Origin of the sequence: Streptomyces sp. NBC_01237 (assembly GCF_035917275.1) — a bacterium.
Lineage (GTDB): Bacteria > Actinomycetota > Actinomycetes > Streptomycetales > Streptomycetaceae > Streptomyces.
Genome location: NZ_CP108508.1, coordinates 7,093,218 through 7,118,856, shown reverse-complemented (window position 1 = coordinate 7,118,856; position 25,639 = coordinate 7,093,218). Strand labels below are relative to the sequence as shown.

Annotated in this window: 18 protein-coding genes; 9 read left to right on the top strand and 9 right to left on the bottom strand. The window is 71.3% G+C overall.

Annotated features, from left to right (window positions below):
• Nucleotides 1-3: 3 nt before the first annotated feature.
• Complete coding sequence (locus OG251_RS31600) at nucleotides 4-1,077, top strand: TIGR04222 domain-containing membrane protein (protein ID WP_326680294.1); 1,074 nt, start codon at nucleotides 4-6, stop codon at nucleotides 1,075-1,077.
• 78 nt (nucleotides 1,078-1,155) lie between these two features.
• Nucleotides 1,156-1,929, top strand: a complete 774-nt coding sequence (locus OG251_RS31595; protein ID WP_326680293.1) for a TIGR04222 domain-containing membrane protein — start codon at nucleotides 1,156-1,158, stop codon at nucleotides 1,927-1,929.
• Between the two features lie 251 nt (nucleotides 1,930-2,180).
• On the opposite strand, the gene hemQ is transcribed toward OG251_RS31595, so the two are convergent.
• Entirely contained in the window at nucleotides 2,181-2,909 is a 729-nt protein-coding gene (hemQ, locus tag OG251_RS31590) for a hydrogen peroxide-dependent heme synthase (RefSeq protein WP_326680292.1), read from the bottom strand.
• On the bottom strand, nucleotides 2,906-4,474 hold the full coding sequence (gene hemG, locus OG251_RS31585) for a protoporphyrinogen oxidase (protein WP_442818388.1): 1,569 nt from the start codon (nucleotides 4,472-4,474) through the stop codon (nucleotides 2,906-2,908). The genes hemQ and hemG overlap by 4 nt, the downstream gene beginning before the upstream one ends.
• A 127-nt stretch (nucleotides 4,475-4,601) precedes the next feature.
• Here hemG and OG251_RS31580 point away from each other — a divergent pair, with 127 nt between their 5' ends.
• Nucleotides 4,602-5,618, top strand: coding sequence for a DUF4349 domain-containing protein (locus OG251_RS31580; protein WP_326680291.1), 1,017 nt, complete (start codon nucleotides 4,602-4,604; stop codon nucleotides 5,616-5,618).
• 42 nt (nucleotides 5,619-5,660) lie between these two features.
• Nucleotides 5,661-7,043, top strand: a complete 1,383-nt coding sequence (locus tag OG251_RS31575) for an FAD-dependent oxidoreductase (protein ID WP_326680290.1) — start codon at nucleotides 5,661-5,663, stop codon at nucleotides 7,041-7,043.
• 120 nt (nucleotides 7,044-7,163) lie between these two features.
• Here the strand turns inward: OG251_RS31575 and hemE are convergent, their stop codons facing one another.
• Nucleotides 7,164-8,237 (bottom strand): uroporphyrinogen decarboxylase, encoded by a 1,074-nt coding sequence (gene hemE / locus OG251_RS31570; protein WP_073719340.1) that lies wholly within the window; start codon nucleotides 8,235-8,237, stop codon nucleotides 7,164-7,166.
• A gap of 92 nt (nucleotides 8,238-8,329) precedes the next feature.
• Between hemE and OG251_RS31565 the strand changes: the two genes are divergently transcribed.
• From OG251_RS31565 to OG251_RS31545, 5 genes are all read left to right on the top strand, one after another.
• Complete coding sequence (locus tag OG251_RS31565) at nucleotides 8,330-8,989, top strand: DUF3000 domain-containing protein (RefSeq protein ID WP_326680289.1); 660 nt, start codon at nucleotides 8,330-8,332, stop codon at nucleotides 8,987-8,989.
• 209 nt (nucleotides 8,990-9,198) lie between these two features.
• A complete protein-coding gene (locus tag OG251_RS31560) occupies nucleotides 9,199-9,861 on the top strand; it encodes a helix-turn-helix transcriptional regulator (protein ID WP_033300087.1) in 663 nt (220 codons plus the stop codon).
• Between the two features lie 115 nt (nucleotides 9,862-9,976).
• Complete coding sequence (locus OG251_RS31555; RefSeq protein ID WP_326680288.1) at nucleotides 9,977-11,251, top strand: ribonuclease D; 1,275 nt, start codon at nucleotides 9,977-9,979, stop codon at nucleotides 11,249-11,251.
• Nucleotides 11,252-11,619: 368 nt separating this feature from the next.
• On the top strand, nucleotides 11,620-12,849 hold the full coding sequence (locus OG251_RS31550) for a thiolase family protein (protein WP_326680287.1): 1,230 nt from the start codon (nucleotides 11,620-11,622) through the stop codon (nucleotides 12,847-12,849).
• Nucleotides 12,846-14,975 (top strand): 3-hydroxyacyl-CoA dehydrogenase NAD-binding domain-containing protein, encoded by a 2,130-nt coding sequence (locus tag OG251_RS31545; protein WP_326680286.1) that lies wholly within the window; start codon nucleotides 12,846-12,848, stop codon nucleotides 14,973-14,975. The genes OG251_RS31550 and OG251_RS31545 overlap by 4 nt, the downstream gene beginning before the upstream one ends.
• 173 nt (nucleotides 14,976-15,148) lie before the next feature.
• On the opposite strand, the gene OG251_RS31540 is transcribed toward OG251_RS31545, so the two are convergent.
• The 6 genes from OG251_RS31540 to OG251_RS31515 all read right to left on the bottom strand — a co-directional run bounded on the left by OG251_RS31540 (nucleotide 15,149) and on the right by OG251_RS31515 (nucleotide 25,616).
• Nucleotides 15,149-15,958 carry a phosphodiester glycosidase family protein gene (locus OG251_RS31540; protein ID WP_326680285.1) on the bottom strand — a complete coding sequence of 270 codons (810 nt, stop codon included), beginning with the start codon at nucleotides 15,956-15,958 and terminating at the stop codon, nucleotides 15,149-15,151.
• 493 nt (nucleotides 15,959-16,451) lie between these two features.
• Nucleotides 16,452-17,195 (bottom strand): hypothetical protein, encoded by a 744-nt coding sequence (locus OG251_RS31535; RefSeq protein WP_326680284.1) that lies wholly within the window; start codon nucleotides 17,193-17,195, stop codon nucleotides 16,452-16,454.
• A complete protein-coding gene (locus OG251_RS31530) occupies nucleotides 17,192-18,010 on the bottom strand; it encodes a GDSL-type esterase/lipase family protein (protein ID WP_326680283.1) in 819 nt (272 codons plus the stop codon). The genes OG251_RS31535 and OG251_RS31530 overlap by 4 nt, the downstream gene beginning before the upstream one ends.
• Nucleotides 18,000-22,556 carry a bifunctional glycosyltransferase/CDP-glycerol:glycerophosphate glycerophosphotransferase gene (locus OG251_RS31525; protein ID WP_326680282.1) on the bottom strand — a complete coding sequence of 1,519 codons (4,557 nt, stop codon included), beginning with the start codon at nucleotides 22,554-22,556 and terminating at the stop codon, nucleotides 18,000-18,002. Before OG251_RS31525 ends, OG251_RS31530 begins: the two co-directional genes overlap by 11 nt.
• A gap of 11 nt (nucleotides 22,557-22,567) precedes the next feature.
• The gene (locus OG251_RS31520) at nucleotides 22,568-23,869 is read right to left on the bottom strand and encodes a CDP-alcohol phosphatidyltransferase family protein (protein ID WP_326680281.1); all 1,302 of its coding nucleotides are present in this window, start codon (nucleotides 23,867-23,869) and stop codon (nucleotides 22,568-22,570) included.
• Nucleotides 23,870-24,062: 193 nt separating this feature from the next.
• Nucleotides 24,063-25,616, bottom strand: a complete 1,554-nt coding sequence (locus OG251_RS31515; RefSeq protein ID WP_326680280.1) for a hypothetical protein — start codon at nucleotides 25,614-25,616, stop codon at nucleotides 24,063-24,065.
• Nucleotides 25,617-25,639: the final 23 nt, after the last annotated feature.

Genomic DNA, 25,639 nt, shown 5'->3' with positions numbered 1-25,639 from the left:
GTCATGAACGTGTTGGCTCTGCTGCTGTCCCTCGCGGTGGCCGTCTCCTCGGTGCTGCTGCTGACGAGGACACGGCGTGACCGCGGCCGGAGGCGGCCCACGGACGTCTTCGTTCACGACCTGTACGAGGCGGCCTTCCTGAACGGCGGCCCGGCCCGAGTGGTGGACACCGCGCTGACCGCCCTGTACACCGACGGACGCCTGATCATCGGCGGCCCCGGCATCGTCGCCGTACAGCGGCCGGAGGCCCGTGACCCGGTCGAGCGGGCCGTGCTCTCCACGCTGGCCGACGCACCGAACGGGGCGCTGCACACGCTGCGGGACGCGGTGATGCGGCATCCGGCGGTGCAGGAGGTCGGGGACGGGCTCGCCGCCCGCGGTCTGCTGGTCTCCCCCGAAGAGACCCGGCCGCGCCGCCGCTGGGGGCTGATCCAGGGGCTGAGCTGCCTCGTGGCCGTGCCGGTCTCCCTGATACTCACGTTCGTCCAGTACGCGGTGCACGACGGCTACGCGGACTATCCGGTCCCGTTCTTCGTCACGATGCTGCCCGCGATGCTGATCGGCGGCGTGCTCGGCCTGCTCGTCACGTTGACCGCCCGTAGCCGGATCACGAAGGAGGGGCTGCGGGCCGTGCACGCCTACCGGTCCGCCCACGCCTATGTGATGAGCCCGGCCCATCTGGTGGCCACGATGGGACTGGGCGCGCTGCCCGATCCCGTGCTCCAGGGGCAGTTGCTGGCCGCGGCACGGTTCCGCAGCGGGAACCGTCGGTCGGCGTCGTTCCGTACGGCTTCCGGTGCCGGTGCCCCGTCCCACTCCTCCGGTACGTCGGACGTCCTCGCCGCGACGGTGTGGTGTGCCGGTGCGAGCCCCGGCGGTGCGAGCTGCGGGGGCTCGACCGGGGGCGGCGGGCACAGCGGCGGTGGCGGAGGTGGAGGTGGAGGCTGCAGTTCGGGTACGAGCTGTGGTTCCGGGTCCGGGTCCAGTTGCAGTTCAGGGTCCAGCTGCGGCGGCAGCAGCGGCGGATCGAGTTGTGGCGGCAGCTCGGGCGGCTCCAGCTGCGGCAGCAGCTCCTGACCACCCGTCGGACAGGCACCCGTCCGCATACTGAACAGGGCATGGCGCCCGGCCGCCTGCCTCGCATAGAAATCCGGCATGCTCTGGGTCATGTTCCTGCTGGTCGCGTGGGGCGCGGCGGCGATCTCCTGTGTCCGGCTCTGTCTCGCCTCCGCCCAGGCGGCGCAGCCTCCGGCCGACGTCGCGCGGGAACCGTCACGTCCTGAACTGAACCTGTACGAGACGGCTTTCCTGGCCGGCGGCCCGCACCGGGTCGCCGATCTGGCGCTGGTCTCCCTGCATCTGCGGCGGCGGCTGCTGCTCGCCCACACCGGCTGGGCGACCGTCGTCGATCCGGAGGGCGTGGACGAGGTCGAGCGGACCGTGATCCGTGCCATCGGCCCGGAGGGGCAGTCCCGGATAGCGCCGATACGGGCCGCGGCGGCCGCCGCCGACGCCGTGCGCACGCTGGCCGACCGGCTGGTCGCCGCGGGGCTGGCCGTGCCGCCCGGAACCCGCACGGGCATCGCGTCGGCGGTGCGGGCCGTACGCTGTTCGGCCGTGCTCGTGGTGGTGATGGGCGCCGCCGCCGTACTGATCCCGGGCCGGGAGCCGGGGTACGGCGGTCCGGTGCTGGCCTGGTTCGGGCTGCCGCTCGTCCTGACCCTGGGCTGTCTCGCCATCGCCAGGATCGAGAACCATCCGTACAGCCCGTGGGCCTCCCCCACCGGGCAGCGGTGGCTGGACTCGCTGCCCGCCCCGGTGCGGGGCGCGGACCGCGAACTGCTGGCCGCGGTGGCGGTGCGCGGCGTCCGTGCCGTGCGGGACCCGGCACTGAGGGCGGCTCTGACGGGCCGCCCGATGAACGCCTGAGCCATGAGCGGGAGGATGTGGGCACTCCCGTCGACGACTGCTGTTCGACGGCGGTCGAGCGGCGGCGGTTGAGCGGCGGCGGTTGAGCGGCGGCCTCTGTTCGGCCGCCTCGCCGGTCCCGGGAACGCCGCAGGCAGGCAGCCTGCGGCGAACCCGGAGCCGAACCCGGTGTCGCTGGAACGGCGGGCGGCACACGCGGTGCCGGTGCCCGTCGTCTGATCTTCCGGGTTGGGGTGGTCGGGAAACGCTGGCTATGCGAGCCCGGCCACCAGGTCTGCGACGGACTTCCTGCGTCCCGTGTAGAACGGCACCTCTTCGCGGACGTGCAGCCGCGCCTCGGAGGCCCGCAGGTGACGCATCAGGTCCACGATGCGGTACAGCTCGTCGGCCTCGAAGGCGAGGACCCACTCGTAGTCGCCGAGCGAGAAGGAGGCGACGGTGTTGGCGCGGACGTCGGGGTAGCCGCGGGCCATCTTGCCGTGGTCCGCGAGCATGCGACGACGGTCCTCGTCCGGCAGCAGGTACCAGTCGTAGGAGCGCACGAAGGGATAGACGCTGATGTAGTTGCGCGGCGTCTCGTCGGCCAGGAACGCCGGAACGTGCGACTTGTTGAACTCGGCGGGGCGGTGCAGCGCCATGTTCGACCAGACCGGCTCCACCGCTCGGCCCAGCTTGGTGCGCCGGAAGAGGTTGTACGCCTCCTGGAGCTCATCGGCGGTCTCGGCGTGCCACCAGATCATGAGGTCGGCGTCGGCCCGCAGACCGGACACGTCGTACGTGCCCCGCACGGTGATGTCCTTGGCCTCGAGCTGGTCGAACAGCTCCTGGACCTCGTCGGCGTAGCCCGCGCGGTCCAGGGGCAGCACATCGCGCAGCTTGAAGACGGACCACAGCGTGTAGCGGATGACCTCGTTGAGGTCCTTGGCCTTCTTGCCGGCGTTCGGACCCTTGCTTGATGTCGCAGTCTCAGGAGCACTCATACGGCTATTGTCCCGCCTCGCTCCGAGTGCCCCGAACCAGGGTCGACGTGGCGATGATCTCTCCCGTGATCGCCCCCGGCGTCCTCTCCCGCGCTCCCGTCGGTGACCGTTCCCGCGACCGCCGCTGTGTCCTCTCCCGTGCCTTCTCCCGTCAGGTCGTGGGCGAGCTCGTCCGCGGCCCGGTGCGCGCTCGCGACGCAGGCGGGGATGCCGACTCCGTCGTACACCGCCCCGCAGACCCGCAGCCCCGGCAGCTTCGCGACCTCGTCGCGGATGCGGGCGACCCGGTCGAGATGGCCGACCGGGTACTGCGGAAGGCCGCCGATCCACCGGGTGACCTCGGTGTCGAGGGGCTTCGCGGCCAGTCCGGTCGCCTCGGCGAGGTCGCGCAGCGAGACATCGATCAGTTCTTCGTCCTCGCGGTGCAGATGGTCCTCCTCGCCGTACCGGCCGACGGAGGTACGCAGGACGAAGAGGCCGGGCGCCGCGTCGGCCACCCACTGCCACTTGTTGCTGGAGAAGGTGGACGCCTTGATCGTGCGGCCGTCGACCGGCGGGACGAGGAAGCCCGAGCGCCCGTGCAGCGCGCTTGCCTCCCCGATGTCGGAGCGCCGGAACGCCAGGGTGATCAGGGCCATCGACGCGTACTCGACTCCGGCCAGTTCGGCGGAGGCGGCCGGGGACTCGGCGGCCAGCAGCGTGGAGGCGGACCAGGCGGGGGTGGCCAGGACGATGCCGTCGGCGGTGATCACCCGGGTGTCGGTGCGGACGTTCCAGCCCTCGTCGCCACGGGTGAGTCCGAGGACCGGGGTCGCGGTGAGGATCTCGCCGCCCCCGGCCCGTACGGCGGCGGCGACGGCGTCCGGCAGGGTACCGACGCCGCCGTCGATGCCCTGGAAGACGGGTCCGGTCTGCTGCCGGGCGGCGGCCCGCTCCTGGATGCGCCGCACCCCGTCGAGCAGGGAGCCGCCCTCCTTCACCACCTCGAAGAGCTGCGGTACGGCGGCCCGCATCGAGATCCGGTAGGCGTCACCCGCGTACACCCCGCCGAGGAGCGGTTCCACGAGCCGGTCCACGACCTCGCGGCCGAGACGGTCGGCGACATAGCTGCCGACCGCGACATCGTCGCCGACGGCGGTGGGGGTGAGGTCGCGCTCCTGGGCGATCCTGGCGAGGCCCTCCGGGGAGAGCACCCCGCCGAGCGCCGCCGGGTCGCCCGGCACGCCCATGACATGGCCCTTGGGCATCGGCCGCAGGGCGTCACGCGTCCATACCGAGGCGGTGGCGGTGGCGGGCGGCTGGAGGCGGTCACCGAGGCCGACGGCACGGGCCAGGCCGACCGCCTCGGGGCGCCGCGCGAGCATCGACTCGGCGCCGAGATCGACGCGGGTGCCCGCGATCTCCCCGGTCATGAGTTTGCCGCCGAGCCGCTCCGTCGCCTCCAGGAGCGTGACCCGCAGTCCGGCCAGGACCAGCCGGTGTGCGGCGGCCAGACCGGCGATGCCACCGCCGATGACGACGACGTGGCCCGTACGCGTGTTCACGCGCTGATGAGAACGCTGCATGGGTCCACTCTCTCAAACCCGTACCGAGTCATGACCGTGACCACTTCGAAACCGCTGACCGGCAACCCGCGCGGGGGGTCCGTACGTCGAACCGGCACCATCAACCATCGTCCTGGGGGGACCCGTTATGAAAACCGCAAGGAACACCTCTCGTCCGGGCACGCGCCGTTCCCGCGCGGTCCTCGCCACCGGGGCGCTCGTCGCCCTGCTCGCCGTCGGCGGCTGCGGCTCCGCGAGCGACGAAAGCTCCTCCGACACCAGCGCGGCGGGACTGCAGGCGCCGGACGCGGACGACAAGGCTGGTGGCGGGGAACAGGCCGCGGCCGGTCCGGCGGAGGACGGCGCGAAGTCCGCGGACGGCGCGAAGTCCGCCGGGAGGGCCTCCTCGGCACCGAAGGCGGGGGCCGCCGCCACCCATGTCATCCGCACGGCCACCCTGTCCGTCGAGGTGAAGAGCGTCCCGAAGGCCGTCGCTGCGGCCCGCGCCACCACGGAGGGCGGCGGGGGCCTGGTGGCGAACGAGAGCACCGAGCGGGTCGACGACACCCATGAGGTCTCGCACCTCGTGCTGCGCGTCCCGCAGGACCAGTACCAGGCGGTGCTGCGGAGGCTCGCGGGGTCCGGGAAGCTGCTGTCCCGCTCGTCGAACGCGAAGGACGTCACCGACGAGGTGGTCGACGTGGAGAGCCGGATCGCCACCCAGCGGGCGAGCGTGGCGCGGGTCCGGGCGCTGATGGACAAGGCCGAGAAGCTCAGCGACGTGGTCACGCTCGAAGGCGAACTGAGCAGCCGCCAGGCGTCGTTGGAGTCGCTGCTCGCCCAGCAGGCGAGTCTGAAGGACCGCACCTCGCTGGCGACGATCACCCTGGACCTCACCGAGCCGGAGGGGGCGGCCGAGGAGGCGGAGGACGACGGACCGGGGTTCCTGGACGCGCTGGGCGGCGGCTGGGACGCGTTCGTGACGACCCTCCGGTGGATCGCGATGGCGCTCGGCGCGGCGGCCCCGTTCCTGGCCGTCGTCGCGCTACTGGCAGTGGTCGGGCGCCGGCTGCGCGGCCGCCGGGCCCGCCGCGCCGCGGCCGTGGACCGGGCGGAGCCCGCACCGGACCCGACACCGGACACGGAGACCGCGCCGGCCCCCTGAGCGCCGTAGCGTGGGCCCCCGGAAACGGTGAAGGGACCCGGCATGACAGCGACGCGACTAGTGGTCATCGGCGGCGACGCGGCGGGCATGTCCGCCGCGTCGCAGGCCCGCAGGCTCAAGGGGCCGGACGAGCTGAGCATCGTCGCCTTCGAGCGCGGCCACTTCACCTCGTACTCCGCCTGCGGCATCCCGTACTGGGTCGGCGGCGACGTGGAGCAGCGCGACGACCTGATCGCGCGCACCCCCGAGGAACACCGGGAACGCGCCATCGATCTGCGGATGCGCACCGAGGTGACGGAGATCGACGTCGCCCGCGAGCGGGTGCGGGCGCGGGACCTGGAGAGCGGCGAGACGTACTGGACGGGCTTCGACAAGCTGGTGATCGCCACCGGGGCCCGGCCGGTGCGCCCGGCGCTGCCCGGTATGGACGCGGCCGGAGTCCACGGGGTGCAGACCCTGGACGACGGCCAGGCGCTCCTGGACTCCCTGGACCGGGCCACCGGACGGCGCGCGGTCGTCGTGGGCGCGGGGTACATCGGCGTCGAGATGGCGGAGGCGATGCTGAACCGCGGCTTCGAGGTGACGGTGCTCAACCGGGGCGAGCAGCCGATGGCGACGCTCGACCCGGACATGGGCGCGCTCGTCCATGACGCGATGGACGGTCTGGGCATCACGACGGTCAACGGGGCGGCGGTCACCAAGATCCTCACGGGTCCGGACGGCCGGGTGAGCGCGGTGGCGACGGACGAGGAGACCTACCCGGCGGATGTGGTGGTGCTCGGCATCGGTGTCGCGCCGGAGACCGCGCTGGCCGGGGCCGCGGGCCTGCCGCTCGGCCCGCACGGCGGTCTGCTGACGGATCTGTCGATGCGGGTCGTGGGTCACGACAGCATCTGGGCGGGCGGCGACTGTGTGGAGGTCCTGGACCTGGTGGCGGGCCGCACCCGTCATATCGCGCTGGGCACCCATGCCAACAAGCACGGTCAGGTCATCGGGTCCAACGTCGGCGGCGGCTACGGGACGTTCCCGGGCGTGGTCGGTACGGCGGTGAGCAAGGTCTGCGATCTGGAGATCGCCAGGACCGGGCTGCGCGAGAAGGACGCGAGGGCGGTGGGCCTGCGGTACGTCACGGCGACGATCGAGTCGACGGGCCGGGCGGGCTACTACCCGGGGGCGAGGCCGATGACGGTGAAGATGCTCGCGGAGTACCGCACGGGCCGGCTGCTCGGTGTGCAGATCGTGGGCCGGGACGGGGCGGCCAAGCGCGTGGACATCGCGGCGGTGGCGCTGACGGCCGGAATGACGGTCGATCAGATGACGGCGCTCGACCTGGGGTACGCCCCGCCGTTCTCCCCGGTCTGGGATCCGATCCTGGTGGCCGCCCGCAAGGCGAGCGCGGCGGTGCGCGCGGCGGGGACCGCCTGAGGGACGCGGGACGGGCGGGCCCGGCGTGACGCGCCTTGCACCGTCCGCCGGGCCCCGTCCGCGCGGCGCAGGGGCGCCCAGGGGCCTTCCCGAGGGTCCTGGGTGCCGGGGACGGACCTGCTACCGGGCGGTCTGCGTGTGGACGTACTCCACGAGCCGGGTCAGCGCGTCCGGGTCCATCGACGGCATCACACCGTGGCCCAGGTTGAAGATGTGGCCCTCCAGGCCCGCGGCCGCGTCGAGCACCTCACGGGTCTTCTCCTCCACCGCGGGGGTCGGCGCGAACAGCACCGCCGGGTCGAGGTTGCCCTGGAGCGCCTTGCCCGGACCGACGCGGCGCGCGGCCTCGTCCAGCGGGACCCGCCAGTCGACGCCGACGACATCCGCGCCCGCCTCGCCCATCAGGCCGAGCAGTTCGCCGGTGCCGACGCCGAAGTGGATGCGCGGGACACCGTGCGGGGCGATCGCGTCGAAGACCTTCGCCGAGGCGGGCAGCACCGAGCGGCGGTAGTCGGCGGGGGCCAGGGCGCCCACCCAGGAGTCGAAGAGCTGGACCGCCGAGGCACCCGCCCGGATCTGGACCTCCAGGAAGGCGCCGGTGATCTCCGCGAGCCGGTCGAGCAGGTCGGCCCAGAGCTGCGGGTCGCCGTACATCATGGCCTTGGTGCGCTCGTGGTTGCGTGACGGGCCGCCCTCGACCAGGTAGCTGGCGAGCGTGAACGGCGCCCCGGCGAAGCCGATGAGCGGGGTGGCACCGAGCTCGGCGGTGAGCATCCCGATGGCCTCGGTGACGTACGGGACGTCCTCGGGGGTCAGGTCGCGCAGCCGGGCGAGATCGGCGCGGGTGCGGATCGGCTCGGCGATGACCGGGCCGACGCCGGGCTTGATGTCGAGGTCGATCCCGATGGCCTTGAGCGGGACGACGATGTCGCTGAAGTAGATCGCGGCGTCGACCTTGTGACGGCGCACGGGCTGCAGCGTGATCTCGGTGACCAGCTCCGGCATCATGCAGGAGTCGAGCATCGCGATGCCCTCACGGACCTTCAGGTACTCGGGCAGCGAGCGGCCCGCCTGCCGCATGAACCAGACCGGCGTGTGCGGCACGGGCTCGCGCCGGCACGCCTTGAGGAAGGCCGACTCGTGGGTGGCGGAGGTCTTCGTCTGCTGGCCCGAAGGGCGGTCGTTGGCGCTCACACACAGAATCTTCGCACGCACGCGGAAGGAGCCCGGCCCCGCACGGGTGTCCCTCCCTGCGCCGGGCTCCGGTTCCGCCTACTCTTCCCGGCATGGCTCCGGCTCAGGGACAGTTCTCCGATCAATCCGATGGCGCTGACAGCAAGGACAGTGCGGACGGCAGTTCCGTCCCGCCCGCGTTCCGGTCGGCCGTCGACGCACTGCGCTCCGCGCGGCTCCGCCCAGAGCTGGAGGTGGAGCCGACCCGGCCGCCCCAGCGGCTGGCCCCGCACGCGTACGCGCTGGAGGCGGCGGTCGTCGACGGCGAGGACGATCTCGCCGACGGCCGTCTGGTGCTGCTGCACGATCCGGCGGGGCACGACGCCTGGCAGGGTACGTTCCGGCTGGTGACGCTCGTGCGGGCGGAGCTGGAGCCGGAGATGGCGGCCGATCCGCTGCTGCCCGAGGTGTGCTGGTCCTGGCTGACGGGTGCGCTGGAGGCGCGCGGGCTGTCGTACGGCGAGGCGGGCGGAACCGTGACGCGCGCCGGATCGCACTACTTCGGTGCGCTGGCCGCGCGCCGTCCCGCGACGCAGATCGAGATCAGGGCGTCGTGGACGCCGCGCGAAGGCCGGGGCGGAGTCCCGGACGCGGGGGCACACCTGATGGCGTGGGGTGATCTGCTCTGTCAGATCGCGGGTCTGCCGCCCTCGGGTCCCGCGGACGCGGCGGTGGTGACGCTGCCGCAGCGCCGCGGACCCCAGACTCCGTGACGCTCTGTCACATGAGTTCGTTCATTTACCGACTCTCTTTTCGTACAATCGATCGCATGTCCTATTTGCCCGAATTGTTACTCACCAAATCGTGATCTTCCTCTAAAGGAGGACGGGTCTGCTGCCGAAGAGGTCAATGACCCTTCAAGCACGGTTCGCCCCGGCTTCATCCCCGAGCCGGCCCGTCCCGCCACTCCCCAGGAGGCCTGGTGTCCGTTCTCCTCGAGCAGCCCGCAAGCCTGGTCGCCTACCGCCCGAACAAGCCGACGGCCATGGTCGTCGTGGCCGACCCGCGCGTCCGTTCCACCGTCACCCGCCATCTGTGGGCACTCGGAGTACGTGACGTCATCGAGGCGTCGTCCATCGCGGAGGCACGCCCCCGCGTCGGCAACCCGCGCGACATCTGCGTTGCCGACGTCCACCTGCCCGACGGTTCCGGGCTGACCCTGCTCTCCGAGACCCGGGCCGCAGGCTGGCCCAACGGTCTCGCCCTCTCCGCGGCCGATGACATCGGCGCCGTTCGCAACGCCCTCGCGGGCGGCGTGAAGGGCTACGTCGTCACCGGTACGCGCACCAACATCGGCCACCCCACCCGCCCCGGCGTCGCCCCGATCGGCGCCAATGCCGCCCGTATGCACCGCCGGCCCCCCGGCTCCCCGAGCCACCCGGGCGGCTACCGCGAACTGTCCGGCCGCGAGGTGGAGGTGCTCCGCCTGGTCGCCGAAGGCCAGTCCAACAAGGCCATCGGCGTCTCGATGGGCCTCTCCGCCCTCACCGTCAAATCCCACCTCGCCCGCATCGCCCGCAAGCTCGGCACCGGAGACCGCGCAGGAATGGTCGCCGTCGCCCTGCGGACGGGCATCATCCACTGACCCCTCGCCCGCCGGGACGTGCACGGATGCGCCCTCGGCTGGAATACGTGCATCGGCGCCCGTCGACGGAAGGTTCCGTCGACGGGCGCCGCGCATACACAGATACCCTTGACAGGTGACCGACGCCCAAGAGACCGCAGCAGACACTTCACTGCGAACCACCGGGGGCGCCCCCCCGGACGACGTCGCCCCGGCGCCGATCCCCTTGCTCGAACCGCGCGAGGGCATCCCTCCGGTGGTGGCGTCCGACGACGCCCTCGCCGAGGTGGTCGCGGCCTTCGCCGCGGGCACCGGCCCCGTGGCCGTCGATGCCGAGCGCGCCTCCGGCTACCGCTACGGCCAGCGCGCCTATCTCGTCCAGCTGCGCCGGGCGGGCGCGGGCAGCGCGCTGATCGACCCGGTCGGCTGTCCGGACCTGACGGCCCTGGGCGAGGCCCTGACCGACAGCGAGTGGATTCTGCACGCCGCCACCCAGGACCTGCCCTGTCTGCGTGAAATAGGCATGATCCCCACCGGGCTCTTCGACACGGAGCTCGCCGGACGGCTCGCGGGCTTCCCCCGTGTCGGCCTCGGCGCGATGGTCGAGAGCGTGCTGGGTTTCGCGCTGGAGAAGGGCCACTCCGCGGTCGACTGGTCCACCCGCCCGCTGCCCGACCCCTGGCTGCGCTACGCCGCCCTCGACGTCGAGCTGCTGATCGACCTGCGTGACGCCCTGGAGGAGGAGCTGGACCGCCAGGGCAAGCTGGAGTGGGCCCGGGAGGAGTTCGACGCGATCGCCTCGGCGCCGCCCGCTCCCCCGCGCAAGGACCCCTGGCGCCGCACGTCGGGCATGCACAAGGTCCGCCGCCGCCGCCAGATGGCGGTCGTACGGGAGCTGTGGAACACCCGCGACCAGGTCGCCCAGCGCCGTGACATCTCGCCCGGCAAGGTGCTCGGCGACGGTGCGATCGTCGAAGCCGCCCTGACGCTGCCGGCCACCGTGCAGGCCCTCACCGCACTGCCCGGATTCGGCCACCGCATGGGCCGTCGGCAGCTGGAGCAGTGGCAGGCGGCCGTGGACCGGGCCAGGGCCCTGCCGGACTCCGAGCTGCCGCAGCCCGGCCAGCAGGTGGCCGGTCCGCCGCCGCCGCGCTCCTGGGCGGACAAGGACCCGGAGGCCGCCGCCCGGCTCTCGGCCGCCCGTGCCGCGGTGTCGGAGCTGGCGGAGCGGCTGCACATGCCCCAGGAGAACCTGATCACCCCGGACACCGTGCGCCGGGTGTGCTGGGAGCCGCCCAAGAGCCACACCCCGGGCGCCGTCGAGGACGCGCTCGCCGGGTACGGGGCGCGGCACTGGCAGATCGAGCAGGTGGGCCCGATCCTGCTCCGGGCGCTGAGCGCCGGCGTCTGACCCCCTCGCCCGAACCTTTCTCCACAGCACCCCCGGCCCCCGGCCGGGGGTGCTGTGTTCGGTGGGTGCGAGGCCCGGCTCGGGAGGGCGGACTCCGGGCGGAACAGCCCTGAAGGGGGCACGGACCACGGATCCGCGACCGGAACGCCCATCACCGAGGGGCGAATTCACGCCAGGTTGCACGCGCTCCCGCTCTCCGCCGACGGGGCTCCCGCGCCCGGGTGCCGTGCGCCGGACCGGTGTGACCTTCGACGCTCCGGCCCCGGGGGGTGGGCAGTCTGGTTACCCGCAAGTAGCATGAGGGCAGGCGGCGCGCTTGTGGGCGTGCCCCGCAGCAGTGCCACCCCGCACCCTGGAGGAGAGCCATCGTGCCTCGTACCATCCGGGACGTCGTCTTCGTCGACGGCGTCCGCACCCCGTTCGGCAAAGCGGGCCCGAAGGGCATCTACCACGAGACCCGCGCCGATGATCTCGTCGTGAAGGCCATCCGGGAGCTGCTGCGCCGCAACCCGGACCTGGACCCCGCCAGGATCGACGAGGTCACCATCGCCGCGACCACGCAGATCGGCGACCAGGGCCTGACGCTGGGCCGGACCGCCGGAATCCTGGCCGGTCTGCCGCAGTCCGTCCCCGGCTACTCGATCGACCGCATGTGCGCGGGCGCCCTGACCGCCGTCACCTCGACGGCCGGCTCCATCGCCTTCGGCGCGTACGACGTCGTGGTCGCCGGTGGTGTCGAGCACATGGGCCGCCACCCGATGGGCGAGGGCGTGGACCCGAACCCGCGCTTCGTGTCGGAGAAGCTGGTCGACGAGTCCGCCCTGTTCATGGGCATGACCGCGGAGAACCTGCACGACCGGTACCCCACGATCACCAAGCAGCGCGCCGACGAGTACGCGGTGCGCTCGCAGGAGAAGGCCGCCAAGGCGTACGCCAACGGCAAGATCCAGCAGGACCTGGTGCCGGTCTCCGTGCGCCGCACCAACGCCGAGGCGGGCGAGACGGGCTGGGGCCTGGTCACCGCCGACGAGCCGATGCGTCCGGGCACCACGATGGAGTCCCTGGCCGGTCTGAAGACCCCGTTCCGCGCCCATGGCCGCGTGACGGCCGGTAACGCCGCAGGGCTCAACGACGGCGCCACCGCCTCGCTGCTCGCCGCCGAGGACGTCGCCCGTGAGCTGGGCCTCCCGGTGAAGATGCGCCTGGTGTCGTACGCCTTCGCGGGCGTCGAGCCCGAGGTCATGGGCTACGGCCCGATCCCGGCGACCGAGAAGGCGCTGGCCAAGGCCGGTCTGTCGATCGACGACATCGGCCTGTTCGAGATCAACGAGGCGTTCGCCGTGCAGGTGCTCGCCTTCCTGGAGCACTACGGCATCGCCGACGACGACGCGCGCGTCAACCAGTACGGCGGCGCCATCGCCTACGGTCACCCGCTCGCCTCCTCGGGTGTGCGTCTGATGACGCAGCTGGCCCGCCAGTTCGAGGAGCAGCCGGAGGTCCGCTACGGCCTGACCACCATGTGCGTCGGCTTCGGCATGGGCGCCACGGTCGTCTGGGAGAACCCCCACTTCGAGAACGCAGCCGGAGGCAGCAAGTGAGCTCCACCACTGAGCTTCTGAAGGGTGCGGCCGAGCTGTTCCCCGGTGAAGTCGTCACGCAGGCGCACGTACGCCACCTCGACCTCCCCGCCGGTGCGGGCAGGTTCGCGCTGATCACGCTGGACAACGGCCTGGACCACACCAAGCCGACCACCTTCGGACCGCAGTCGCTGGCGAATCTGGACGCCGCCGTCGACCAGGTCGAGAAGGAGGCCGCCGAGGGCGCGATCACCGGTGTCGGCATCACCGGCAAGCCGTTCATCTTCGCCGTCGGCGCCGACCTCAAGGGGGTCGAGCTGCTGGGCCGTCACGAGGACGCGCTGGCCATCGGCAAGGGCGGTCACGACGTCTTCCGCCGGCTCTCCTCCCTCGCGGTCCCGACGTTCGCGTACTACAACGGCGCGGCGATGGGCGGCGGTGTCGAGGTCGGTCTGCACTGCTCGTACCGCACGGTCTCCAAGGCGCTCCCGGCCTTCTCCCTGCCCGAGGTCTTCCTCGGTCTGGTGCCCGGCTGGGGCGGCTGCGCGCTGCTGCCGAACCTGATCGGCGCCGACCGCGCGGTCTCGGTGATCATCGAGAACTCGCTGAACCAGAACCGTCAGCTCAAGGGCAAGCAGGTCTTCGAGCTCGGGATCGCCGACGCGCTCTTCGAGGGTGCGGACTTCCTGGAGCAGTCGCTGATCTGGACCGCCGACGTGCTCAACGGCACGGTCACGGTGGAGCGCCCGGACGTCGACCGCGGGGACGCCTGGGACCAGGCAGTGGCCCGTGGCAAGGCGATCGCCGACTCCAAGGTGCACGGCGCCGCCCCGGCCGCTTACCGCGCGCTGGAGATCATCGCCGCGGCCAAGGACGGCGACCTGAGCGCCGGTTTCGACGCCGAGGACCAGGCCCTCGCGGACCTGATCATGGGCGGCGAGCTGCGCTCCGGGATCTACGCCTTCAACCTGGTCCAGAAGCGCGCCAAGCGCCCGGCCGGAGCGCCGGACAAGTCGCTGGCCCGTCCGGTCACCAAGGTCGGCGTCGTGGGCGCGGGTCTGATGGCCTCGCAGCTCGCCCTGCTGTTCCTGCGCCGCCTGGAGGTCCCGGTCGTCCTCACGGACATCGACCAGGCGCGCGTCGACAAGGGTGTGGGCTACGTCCACGCCGAGATCGACAAGCTGCTCGGCAAGGGCCGTATCAACCAGGACAAGGCCAACCGCTACAAGGGCCTGGTCTCCGGTGTGCTGGACAAGGCCGAGGGCTTCTCCGACGCCGACTTCATCATCGAGGCCGTCTTCGAGGAGATCGGTGTCAAGCAGCAGGTGTTCGCGGAGGTCGAGGCGGTCGCCCCGGCGCACGCGATCCTCGCCACCAACACCTCCTCGCTGTCGGTGACGGAGATGGCGTCGAAGCTGAAGCACCCCGAGCGGGTCGTCGGCTTCCACTTCTTCAACCCGGTCGCGATCCTGCCACTGCTGGAGATCGTCCGCGGTGAGCGGACCGACGACGCGGCGCTGGCCACGGCCTTCGGTGTGGCCCGCAAGCTGAAGAAGACCGCGGTCCTGGTGAAGGACGCCCCGGCGTTCGTCGTCAACCGCATCCTCACCCGCTTCATGGGCGAGATCCAGAACGTCATCGACGAGGGCACCCCGGTCGAGGTCGCCGAGAAGGCCGTCGAGCCGCTCGGCCTGCCGATGTCCCCTCTGGTGCTCCTGGAGCTGGTCGGCCCGGCCATCGGCCTGCATGTCTCCGAGACCCTGAACCGCGCCTTCCCGGAGCGCTTCACGGTCTCCGCGAACCTGGCCGCCGTGGTCAAGGCGGGCAAGCGGGGCTTCTACGTGTACGACTCCGGAAAGCCGGAGCTGGACCCGGAGGTCGCCGCCCTCCTGAAGCAGGGCGATGTCGTCCTGTCCGAGGAGCAGACCCGTGACCGCGTCCTGGACGCGGTGGCGCAGGAGATCGGTCTGATGCTGGACGAGGGCGTCGTCGCCGAGGCCCAGGACATCGACCTCTGCCTGATCACCGGCGCGGGCTGGCCCTTCCACCTGGGCGGCATCACGCCGTACCTGGACCGGGCGGGCGTCTCGGAGCGGGTGAACGGCAAGAAGTTCCTGGCACCGGGCGTGGCGAGCGTCCCGGCGTAACACCTGGGGAACGGGCAGAGCGGGCCGCACGGGAGAGATCCGGTGCGGCCCGCTCGCGTCTCCCCCGGCCGCTCGCCCCGGCCCCGCTCGCATCTCCTGGGCCGCTCGCCTTCGCGCGGCTCCCGTCTCCCCCGGCCGACTGAGCGAACCGCGGCCGCTTCGGGCCGGCCGGCTCAGCTCCGGGGAATGACGGCGATCGCGTCGGCGACCTTCCGCTGCCGCCGGCCGCCGGGCGCGCCCGAATCGGAGGGACGGTTGACCACCTCGCCGCCGACCACCATCGTGCTGGAGCCGCCGCCGTCGAGGTTCAGCCCCTCCACCGCACCGAGTTCCCGCAGGATCTCTGCCGCCTCGCGCAGCGTGACACCGGCGCTCCGGGCGCTGCGTCCGTCGAACACCACGAGGAGCAGGGTCCCGTCGGCCTTCACCCCGGCGACCGTACGGGGGTGTCGCGCGTCGGCGGAGGCCGCGCCCACTCCGTTGGCGGCGGCGTTGATCCGGACCGCTCCGCCGCGCAGCAGGGCGGGGCCGGCGCCCATCACGGACACGCCGGGCCCGAGGATGTCGCGCCCCGTCCGGTCCGTCACCGCGGTCCGCCCGGCGATCCGCTGTCCGTTGCCGGCGTGGGCCCGCAGCCAGTCGGCGCCCGCTCCCACTCCCGCCAGCGTGGAGCCGTCACGGGGTATCGCTCCCCCCGCGGGGCTGCGCACCTCGCTCACCCGTCCGTCCGCCGTCAGTACCGCTTCCGTGCTGCCCGGCCCACCGGGCGGCGTGTGTTCCCCCCAGCGCGGGGTGAACGCGACGACTTCGCTGTCGTCGACACACAGCTGGTTGTGGCGGGGCCGTGACTCGGGGAGGCCGGTGGCGGCCGACCGGTCGCCGCCCGTCCCGCCGCAGCCGACGATCCTTCCCGGTACCCGGTTGACCCCGTCCAGTTCACGCGTGGCCCCGTCGGCCGCCGACAGCGCGAGGGTGGAACGCACCTCGTCGACGCGGGCCCGGCCGCCCTCCGGCCGGGGAGGGTCAGTGCGGTGCGGCCGTCGGCCGCCTCGCTCAGCAGCTCGCCGTCGACCACCCTGATGCCGAGCGGATCGCCCGCGTAGCCGCTGAAGGCGGGGGACGCCGGGGTGTCGAAGAAGGAACCGTTCACCGCGGCGACGGCGCCCGCCCGGCGCGCCATCCGGCCGACACTCTCCGTGGTCGTCAGACGGTGGGCGACGACCGGTCCGACGGTGACGTGCGCGGTGGGGGCGACCGTGAGCGCGGTGACGTGGACCTGGCGTCCGTCCGCGAGCCGGTGGGTCGTACGTCCGATGGTCACCCCGCACGGCGCGTCCTGTTCGCAGACTCCGGCCGCCGGACCGGGAACCGGTGACCGGCCGGGCCGGACCGTGTCACCGCCCGAGCAGCCGGAGAGCGCCGTGGTGGCCGCCAGCAGTACCGCGCACCACCGTGAGCGCCGTTCGTACCGCGGCCTCACACTCCCGGTGTCCCCTGCCGCAGCACCCCGCGCGGGGCGCCGGGCTCGCCGATGTGCACCGTCACACGGCCCGTCACCAGATGGCCGGGGCCGGCCTCCAGCACATAGTCGAACCAGTCGTACCCGAGGTGGTCCCGGAACGGGTCGTACGTCACCGTGCCGTCCGGTGCGACACCGGTCAGCCCGTGTCCGGCGGGGCCGACGCCGACCAGGCGCACGTCCTCGCCCAGTCCTTCCGTGAGGTCCCCGAGGACACCGCGGTGGCCCGGCGGCAGCACCAGGGCCCGTCCCTGCGGCGGCACCGGGGCGATCCGGTAGCCGCGGTCCTTCAGCGAGAAGGTCGTCGAGGTGAGGCCCTTGCCGCCGTCGGCGATGATTCCCGCCCTCAGCACCGGGACGAGGAAGGCGTCGGGGGACGTGTGGTCGTTCACCCGCAGCGTGAACTTCGCCACCCGCTCGACACCGGGTCCGGTCGAGGTCGCGTACCGGTCTCCGGCGGGCAGCAGGCTCATGCCCGCCATGCTCTCCATCACGGCGACCCGCGCGAACGAGTCGGCCATGAGATAGCCGTAGTAGTGGGTTCCGTCGCCCTGCGGGGTGAGGATCCACTCGCACGCGATGCGTTCGCCCGGCCGGACCGGTTCACCGGGGTCCCGGTCGGCGCGGAATTCCAGCCCGCAGACGATCGACGGATCGTCCTGCTGGACACTGCGCAGAGTGGCCAGGGTGAAGGTCGTCATGATCTGCCGGCCCCCCTGCCCAGGCCCAGGGTGCGCGCCCTCGTCAGCTCGTGATGTGACGCGTCGTCGAGCCAGGTCACCCACTCCGGCGGGAATTCGGGGCGGTCGAGGTTGACGGCCCAGTGGGACGGAATGATCTGCTCGGCCACCAGCGTGTGGACGACGTAGCGCGCGCACGCGAGGGCACCGGCCGGCATCAGATGCCCCGGATCGTGGAAGCCCTCGGGATAGTTGGGGTGTTCACGCGGCTCCAGATGGACGAAGAAGGGGCGTACGCCCTCCGGCCCCAGCTCGCTCCACCAGCTGTGCGTCCGGTCGTAGAGGTCGATGTGGGGAACGCTGCATTCGACGGCGAGGTCACGCATCGCCATCGGATACTCCGTGATGCTTCTCGGCAGATTTCCGTGCGCGTCGTGGGTGTCGCCCTCGGGCGGGCTGATCAGAACCGGGTGGGCGTTGCGCTCGCGGGCGCCGTCCACGAACTTCCTCAGGTACCGCGGGAAGTCCCCGTACGCCTCCGTGCGGAGCCACTCCTGCGGCTTCGCGTCATTGATCCCGAAGGAGGTGAGCAAGTAGTCCCCGGCCCCGATGTTCGCCAGGATCCAGTCGAGACGACCGCGCTCGGTGAACGTACGGGCGCTCGCACCCGCCCGGGAGCAGTTGACGATCTCCGCCTCCGGTCCCACGAAGAGGTGGAGTACCTGGCCCCAGCCGGTCACGGGCGCCCTGCTCGCTTCCCGGGCCGCCGCCGCCGAGTCGCCCGCCAGGAAGATCCGCGGTGGCCTCGGTGTGCCCGGTTCCCCTTCAGACCGCACGCTCCCAGCCTCCGTCCCGCTCCACGGGGCTCGCCCCGTGGAGGTCCATTCCCTCGGCGGTGGGCAGCGGGGCCGGCTCCCGGTCCTGCCGCGGGTCCGGTGCCGGCAGGACTCCGACCGGCCCCGAAGGACCGAGGGCGGCGGCGTTCGCGTCCCCCAGGGCGTCGATCGCCCGGTACACGCGTTCACAGTTTCCGTCGCCGCGGTGTGCGAAGAAGTACTCGGCGCGCTCCCGGTAGGGGCTCTCGACGGTGAACTGCCGGGCCATCGCCGCGATGATCTCGTCGACCGCCTGGTCGACCGTGCGGCAGACCGGCCCGAAGCCGTCCTGCGAGAGGGTGAAATAGCCCCGTCTGTAGTGCCGTCCGTAGAAGTCCTCCTCGTCGAAGGGGACGTGGACGAGCGGGATGCCCATGTACGCCACGTCGAAGAACACCGACGAGTAGTCCGTCACCATGAGGGAGCACTCCTTCATGGCCTCCTGGACGTTGCGGGTCTTCGGGTCGGCGACCTCGATGGCGGCGGCGTCGATCCGGAAGTTGTGGAGGTAGGGCCGGATCTCGTAGTGGGGGAAGAACTCCAGGTCGACACCGAAGCGTTCGAGGGCGTCGATGAGCCGCCGGTCGGAGAGCAGCGACCGGTAGAAGCGGAAGTACTCGGACTGGGTGAAGGCCGTCTTGGCGGGCCCGGTGGACTTCTTGTACGAGGCGGTCACGATCCACTGCCGCCAGGTGGGCATGAGCAGAATGCGCGGGCGCTGCCTCGGCTCCCTGCGCAGCGCGTCGAAGCGGGGCAGCCCCGCCAGCACCGCGCGCTCGCCGAAACCGGCCTCCAGGGCCAGGTACTCGCGTTCCTGACGTCCGGTGGCCACGATCAGGTCGTAGCCGGTGATCCGCTGGTCCACACCGGAGGTGACGTCGTTGTAGCTGATCCCGTGCTGGAGGAACACCCGCTGGTACTTCAGCAGCTCACCGAACCGGTGCAGGAAGAGCACCTTCCGGTAGCCCTCGGGCACCAGATAGGACTCGGAGTCGTACGAGCCGATGAGCTTGGTCGCGTGCAGCAGGTACATCCGGTGCTTGAACGAACCCAGCTTGATCACTCGGCCGTAGCGGGCGACCTTGGCGTAGTCGGCCGCCTTCCCGTCGATGACGTAGTAGGCCCTGCGGCGCTTGCGGTGGGTCCGCATCCACTTGAAGAAGTGGTACGAGTTGTCCTGCGCCGTGTCGGTCCGCTCGCCGATGAGCCAGATCTCACGGGAGTTGAGGAACGGGTAGGTCAGCCAGTACGCCAGCCGCATCCGCCAGCCGGGGTTGCGGGTCTTGAGGATGCGGATCTCGCGCGACGTCCGCCACAGGGCGTGCCTGGCCCGGTGGCGGATCTTCCGGTCGACCAGCCGCAGGTGCAGGGCGTCCTGACCGCCGATGGTGAGCATGTAGGGGTGGCGTCCGATCCGCCCCGGCCCCTTGAGCCGGTGCAGCGGCAGCCGTGCCTTCATCACGACATTGCGCTGGCGCGACCCGTCCACGCGGTGGACGCGCAGCCGGAAGTCGCCGACGCCGAATCCCCCGCTCACCAGGTCGGCGAGCGGAATCTCGGCGTACCAGCCCGCGTACAGGTCGCGGCCGTTGCGGGTGTTCCAGAGATCGCGCCGGGCGACCTGGCGCAGCGGCACACTGATCTTGGCGTTCGCCGTCTGGTAGACGAACTCCAGCGGGTTGTCCATCGGGCCGCTGATGTCCATCCCGGGGAAGGCCAGACAGCCCTCCACGACCAGGACATCGCCTCGGGTACGGACCGACTCCACCACGACGTTGGGGTCGTTGACCCGGGCGGCCCGGGTGTTCCTGGCCCCGCCCGCGTAGGTGCGGTAGAAGCCGTCGTCGTCGATCTCCAGCACCAGGGGTGCCTGTTCCAGCACCGGTGCCGGGTCCCGGAAGAGCTCGAAGTTGCCGCTCTTGGCCGCGTAGTGGTCGAGCTGCTGCGCGGGGTTGGTGGCGTATTCGAGGATGACCTCGTCGGGGATCTGGGCGTAGTGCCGGGAGATTCCGGGGAAGATCTCCTCCAGCTGCGTGCGGCCCATGACATTGCGGGCGTTGCACAGGAAGCCCTTGTAGGTGCGGGTGGCGTAGCGCTGGAACATGCGCCTGATGTCGGACCGCTCGGTGGCGGTGTAGTCCAGCAGGAAGTGGTTGAGCCGCAGGTGGTCGCGGTAGTTCGCCGGCTTGCTCCACAGGGAGTCCATGATGGAGGAGCCGTCGGGGCGCCCGCGGTAGTAGTAGACCGGCCGGTCCACGATGCTGATCGCGTTCGCCCGCAGCATGCTCGGCAGGGTCACCCAGGAGTCCTCGAAGTGGACTCCTTCGCCGAAGCGCACTCCCAGGCGGCGCAGCAGGCCGGTGCTGAAGACCTTGTTGCAGGCGGATCCGCTGAAGATCAGGTCGGGTACGTCGGCGAAGTCGTCGATACGGCGGTCGCCCTTGCCGAAGTACTGCTTCCACGGGCCGTACGGCCGGTCCGGGAAGTTCACCAGATCCCCGATGACCACCTCGGACCCGTCCCGCCACGCGGCCTGGAGCATCAGGGACAGGGCCTGCTCGCCCAGGATGTCGTCGGAGTCCAGGAAGGTGACGTACGGCGCGGTGACCCGGTCGAGACCGTTGTTCCGGGCGTTGCCGAGCCCGCCGTTCGGCTGGTGGACCACGGTCACGTTGGCGTAGAGGCGCGCGAAGTCGTCGAGGATCCGCGGGGTCTCGTCGGTCGCCCCGTCGTCGACCAGGATGACCTGTGTGGCGGCGAAACCCTCCTGGGCCGCGATCGAGCCGAGGCAGTCGTCCAGGTAGGCGGCGACGTTGTAGCAGGGCACGACGACGGCCATCTCGAAGGGATGCTCAAGGGTCGCGAACGGTCTGTGGAGCCGGTCGCGCCACCACATCCACGGCGCGTCGGGGTCGTTCTGGGCGGACTCGAAGGTCCGGCGTCCGGCCGTCGCCCCGCGCAGGGCGAGATTTCCGCTGACCGTGCGGTAGCCCTCGAACTCCTCACCGTGCGACACGAAGTCGAGCCCGCCGAGGTCGACATCACGCACATTGAGGGGCGACCGGGACCGGGCACGGTTCCACTCGACGACGACGGACACGTTCCAGACGGTGCCGTCCGAGAACTCCTCGCCGAGCATGGCCGCGAGGTCGACCGAGCCGCCGAAGGAGAGGAACCGTTCATCGACCTCGACGTCCGGGAGGGGTGCCGTGATGTCCTTCTTGGAGTGCCGGTTGCGTACGGCCAGGGTGAGCTTGAGGTCGTGTCCGCGCTCGATCCGCCCGAACCGGTTGACCAGCCGTCCCCGGAAGCGGAGCTTCGACGTGTCCGTCATGGACCACGCGTCGAGCTGGGCGAAGAGCGGTTCGTGGGAGAGCTTGGCCCGTGACAGGCCCAGTTCCGTCACATCGAGCATGCGCCGGGCGTCCGGCAGGTGCAGATGGTCCCCCGACCAGAACACCCGTCCGTCCTCCTCCACGAGGAAGGACGACAGCACGCTCTTGCGCTGTGCGTAGTCGAGCGTCGTCAGCGCCGCCTCGATCTCCTGGTACATGACGAGGTAGGCCCGCACCCGGTCGACCGGGTCGCACAGCTCGAAAGCCTCGTCGCTGATCGAGAAGAGGTAGCTGCCCGCGATCTCGGCGAAGCCCTGCTGGAACTCCGGATCGCCCTCCGCGAGCGCCCGCATGTACAGGCGCAGGTCGTGCGCGAGGAACTTCGAGTCCTTGCGGACCTTGAGCTGCCACAGTCCCCGGTCGAGGAGGAAGGCGTCGGTGGCCCGGTGCACGGCGACCCGGTCCGTGATGCTGCGCAGCTCTCCGGTGCGGCCGGTGATCGATCCGCCCCCGGTCTCCCACATCCACCGGTACACCGGGTCGGTGATGACGGTGATCCCGTCCGCCAGGCAGCCCGCGACGGTGGAGAAGTAGGTGTCCTCGTAGAAGACACCCTCGGGGAACCGGATACCGGCTTCCCGCAGGAAATCCACCCGGTACATCTTCGCCGCCGCGATCGGGTCGGACAGCAGCAGCGGAAACTCCACGAGGCTGGGCACGGTGCGCGCCATCGCGTACACCTCCGGGGCCCAGCCCTCGCTCTCGCCGGTGGCACGGTTGATGCGGACCGCCCTGCCCGCGGTGATGTCGCTGCCGGTCTCCAGCGCTCCGGCCAGCAGCAGCTCGCAGGCGCGGGGCGGAAGTTCGTCGTCGGCGTCGAGGAACAGCACGTACCGGCCCGCGGCCTGTGCGATGCCCAGGTTGCGGGGCGCGCCGACGCCACCGCTGTTCGTGGGCCTGCGCAGCACACGGACGCGGCTGTTGTTTCCGGCGAAGCTCTTCACGACGTCGAGCGTGTCGTCCGTCGAGGCGTCGTCGACGATGACCACCTCGACCCGTTCGTACGTCTGGTTGACGGCCGACTGGAGCGCCTTCCCGATCGTCGTCGCCGCGTTGTGGGCGGGGATGACGACGGTCACCCAGACGTCAGGGGTGTCCTGTTCGTAACTCACGCGAAGCTCCCTCACTCGCCGGGGTGACCGTGCTGCTGCGGCTGGTGGGTGTGGGGGGCTGCGTACAGCGGCTGTACCTGTGTCCGGTGACGGCTCTGGTGGTCGTGGACCCACTCGCCCGGTTGCTGGTACTCGTGCCCGTGGGCCGGCCGGTCGCCGTACGCCGCGGGGGCCGCCGGGTGGGTCTGGGGGTAGGGGTCGGAGTAGGTCTGGGGATACGGCTGGGGGTACGGCTGGAAGCCGGGGTCGTCGTCGGGCCGCGGGTTCAGCAGCTCCTCGTCGGCGAACGCCCGGTCCGGCGCCGTCCGGCCGTGGCGGTGGCGCCCGCGGTGGAGATGGGGGGCGATGGTGCCGGCCGCGCTCGGGGCCGGCACGTTCAGGCCGGCCATGACAGCGGTGAAGTCGCGGGTGGAGAGCCAGAACTTGTACATGATGATCAGCTCGAAGATGCCCATCAGTACCGCCGACACCAGAGTGGTCATCAGGATGTGGCCGATCAGCGGGCCGATGATGAAGACGAACATCTGGAACTCGATGCCGCTGATGAGGTGCGGCCTGATGCGGCTGCGCAGCAGCGCCCTTCTGACCCTCAGGTACCAGGGGAAGCGGTGACGGAACTGGGCGTGGAGGTCGACGACCTGTCCGGTGCCGGTCTGTTCCTTGAGCAGTTCGGCGTCGGCCTCGGGGTTCTCGCGCAGCAGGTCCTCCATGAACTGGACCTTGGGCGCTTCGGGTCCGGCCACCGGGGATGCCGCGGCTTCGGTGGCTTCCTCGACGGGGGGTTCGGCCTGCCGCTGCTCGTTGGTGACCTTCTCGATCTTGGCGCGCATCGACATGCGCATCTTGTAGATCTGAAGAGCGTCGACATAGCGGAGCATGTCGAGGAAGACGACCATCAGCGCAGCGAGAAGAAACCTTTCGTCATCGGTCCGCAGGTACTGCCCGCCCATGAGCGCCAGGGCGCAGAAGAGCACCCGGATACGGTCGAAGACGTAGTCGAGCCAGCCGCCGAACACCGTGCCGTTGCCCTTGAGCCGGGCGAGCTTCCCGTCGATGCAGTCGAGGATGAAGCTCAGGTGGTACAGCGCCGCCCCGATGGCGAGGGACAGCCCGTCCCCCTTGAGGAAGAACCCCGCGGAACCGAGGCCGACGAAGAGCGCCGCCCAGGTGACGCCGTTCGGCGTGATGAAGTTGAACCGCGCCATGACGATGAGCATGCGGGTCGCGACGGGGTCGACCAGCACCACCGTCCACCAAGCGTCACGCTTCTTGCATGTCAGTTTCTGGACAGCACGCAGAGACAGCTTGGCCATAACCCCTCAGTCACGAGAACAGCGGCGAACAGTCCTCGTTCATGCGCGGGCAAACACGAGGGACCCCCATGTTCACGAGGCACCCACAGGTCCTTCACATGAAAGGTTCATCGACTTTATCAAGAACTTAACCATTTTCGGCCAGTGCCGTCGCCGACAGAGACCCTCCGGGATCACTGCCGAACAAGGAGCGTCACACTGTGTGCCAAGAACCGAACTCGAAGCCGCCGTTCAGTGACTCTCGGTGGGCAATCGCCAGCTGTGCCCCGGCTGTGAGCACGCCCAATGTGACCATTCCGGTACGGGACCGGACAGCGGCGGGTGTGAGGGGCGAATTCGCGCCCGCCTCGTTCCACCACACCCCCGCGTCCGGTCGCCCTTCGGCGTACGCCCCCGCGACCGCCGTACCGTCCGGCCCCGAACGGACGAGGAGCGCGTAGTTCCAGCCATTCACCTCGACCCCGCGGACACCGCCGATCGGCCCGGTGCCGTCCGCGCCGCCGAGCGGTACCGGGGCCGCGGCACCCGGCCACCACATGCCGGGCTCGTTCGTCCGCACGTCCCGGAACAGGACGGTGCCCGCTTCCGGGCCCGCCGCCATGGAACGCGGGCAGGGCGAGAAGGGCACGCCGCGGTCCTCGGTCCAGGTGCCCTCCGGCCCGGAGCGGAACCAGCGCACCACCGCGTCGGAGTCGCGCGCTCGGGCCAGCAGTTCGACCTCTCCGCGCGGCGTCGTCACCGTGACCAGATCGTCCGCGACGCGGACTCCGCCCAGATGCCGCCACGCCCCCCACGTTCCGTCGGGAGACTGCTGACGACAGCTGACGCTCTGTCCGAAGTTGCGCGTGAAGACGAAGAAATTGCCCGCGCCGTCGAAGCCGGCCACCGGGAATCCGCCTTCCCGGCTCTTGTACCGATGACCGGGGTTCGCGGAGCCCAGCGAATGCCATGGAGTGAGCGGCTGCCCGGTGCGGTACTGGACGGCGTGGACGATCTCCACGTCGTCACCGCCGTCCTTGCGCCCGGTCCGGCGCAGCGCGAGGAGGTGGACGAAGCCCTGGAGATCCCGGACCACCGTGAGACCGGGCATCAGCCTCGGGCCGGGCAGCAGCTCGGGCCCCTCCCAGGCACTCCCGCCCGGCTCGGTCTGAACCCACCGCACCACACCGGCCGCTGACGGGAGAAAGGCGGACAGCCGGCCGTCGAATCCCTCGGTGAGCCAGTCGGCCGTACGGGGATAGCGCGACGCCGCGGCGGCACCCAGCGTCTCGTGCGCCCCCGCGCGACGGCAGTCGGCGAAGACCGGGAGGCCGGACTCCAGCTGGTACGCCCGTGCGGCGGCCAGCCCGTCCAGTGCGGCGGCGGCCCGCCGCGGGGGCTCGTCGTGCACCGGCCTGTCCTGCTCGTCGTCGTACCCCACCCGGATCGGATCGGGGTCCGACAGACGTATCCAACGGGGACTCAGCGCGCGCAGCTCCCGCAGGAGTCCGTCCCGGCCGCCGTCGCCGCTCGCGTCGGCGTAGCGGGGACTCCCCGCGAGGTGACACCCGCGCCGGGCCGCTTCGGTGAGCGCCCGCTCCAGGGCGGCGCGCTCCTCCTTGTTCCCCTCGTCGGCGCACAGGACGCCGATCTCGGTCCCGGCCTCCTCGGCCGCGACGAGGGGCACCGCATCGAGCGGCCCCGCGACGATGATCACCACCCGCTGGGAGTCCGCGGCCCCGGCCGGACCTGGCTGCGGCTTCCTCACCGGGCCACCTTGCGTCCCGCGGG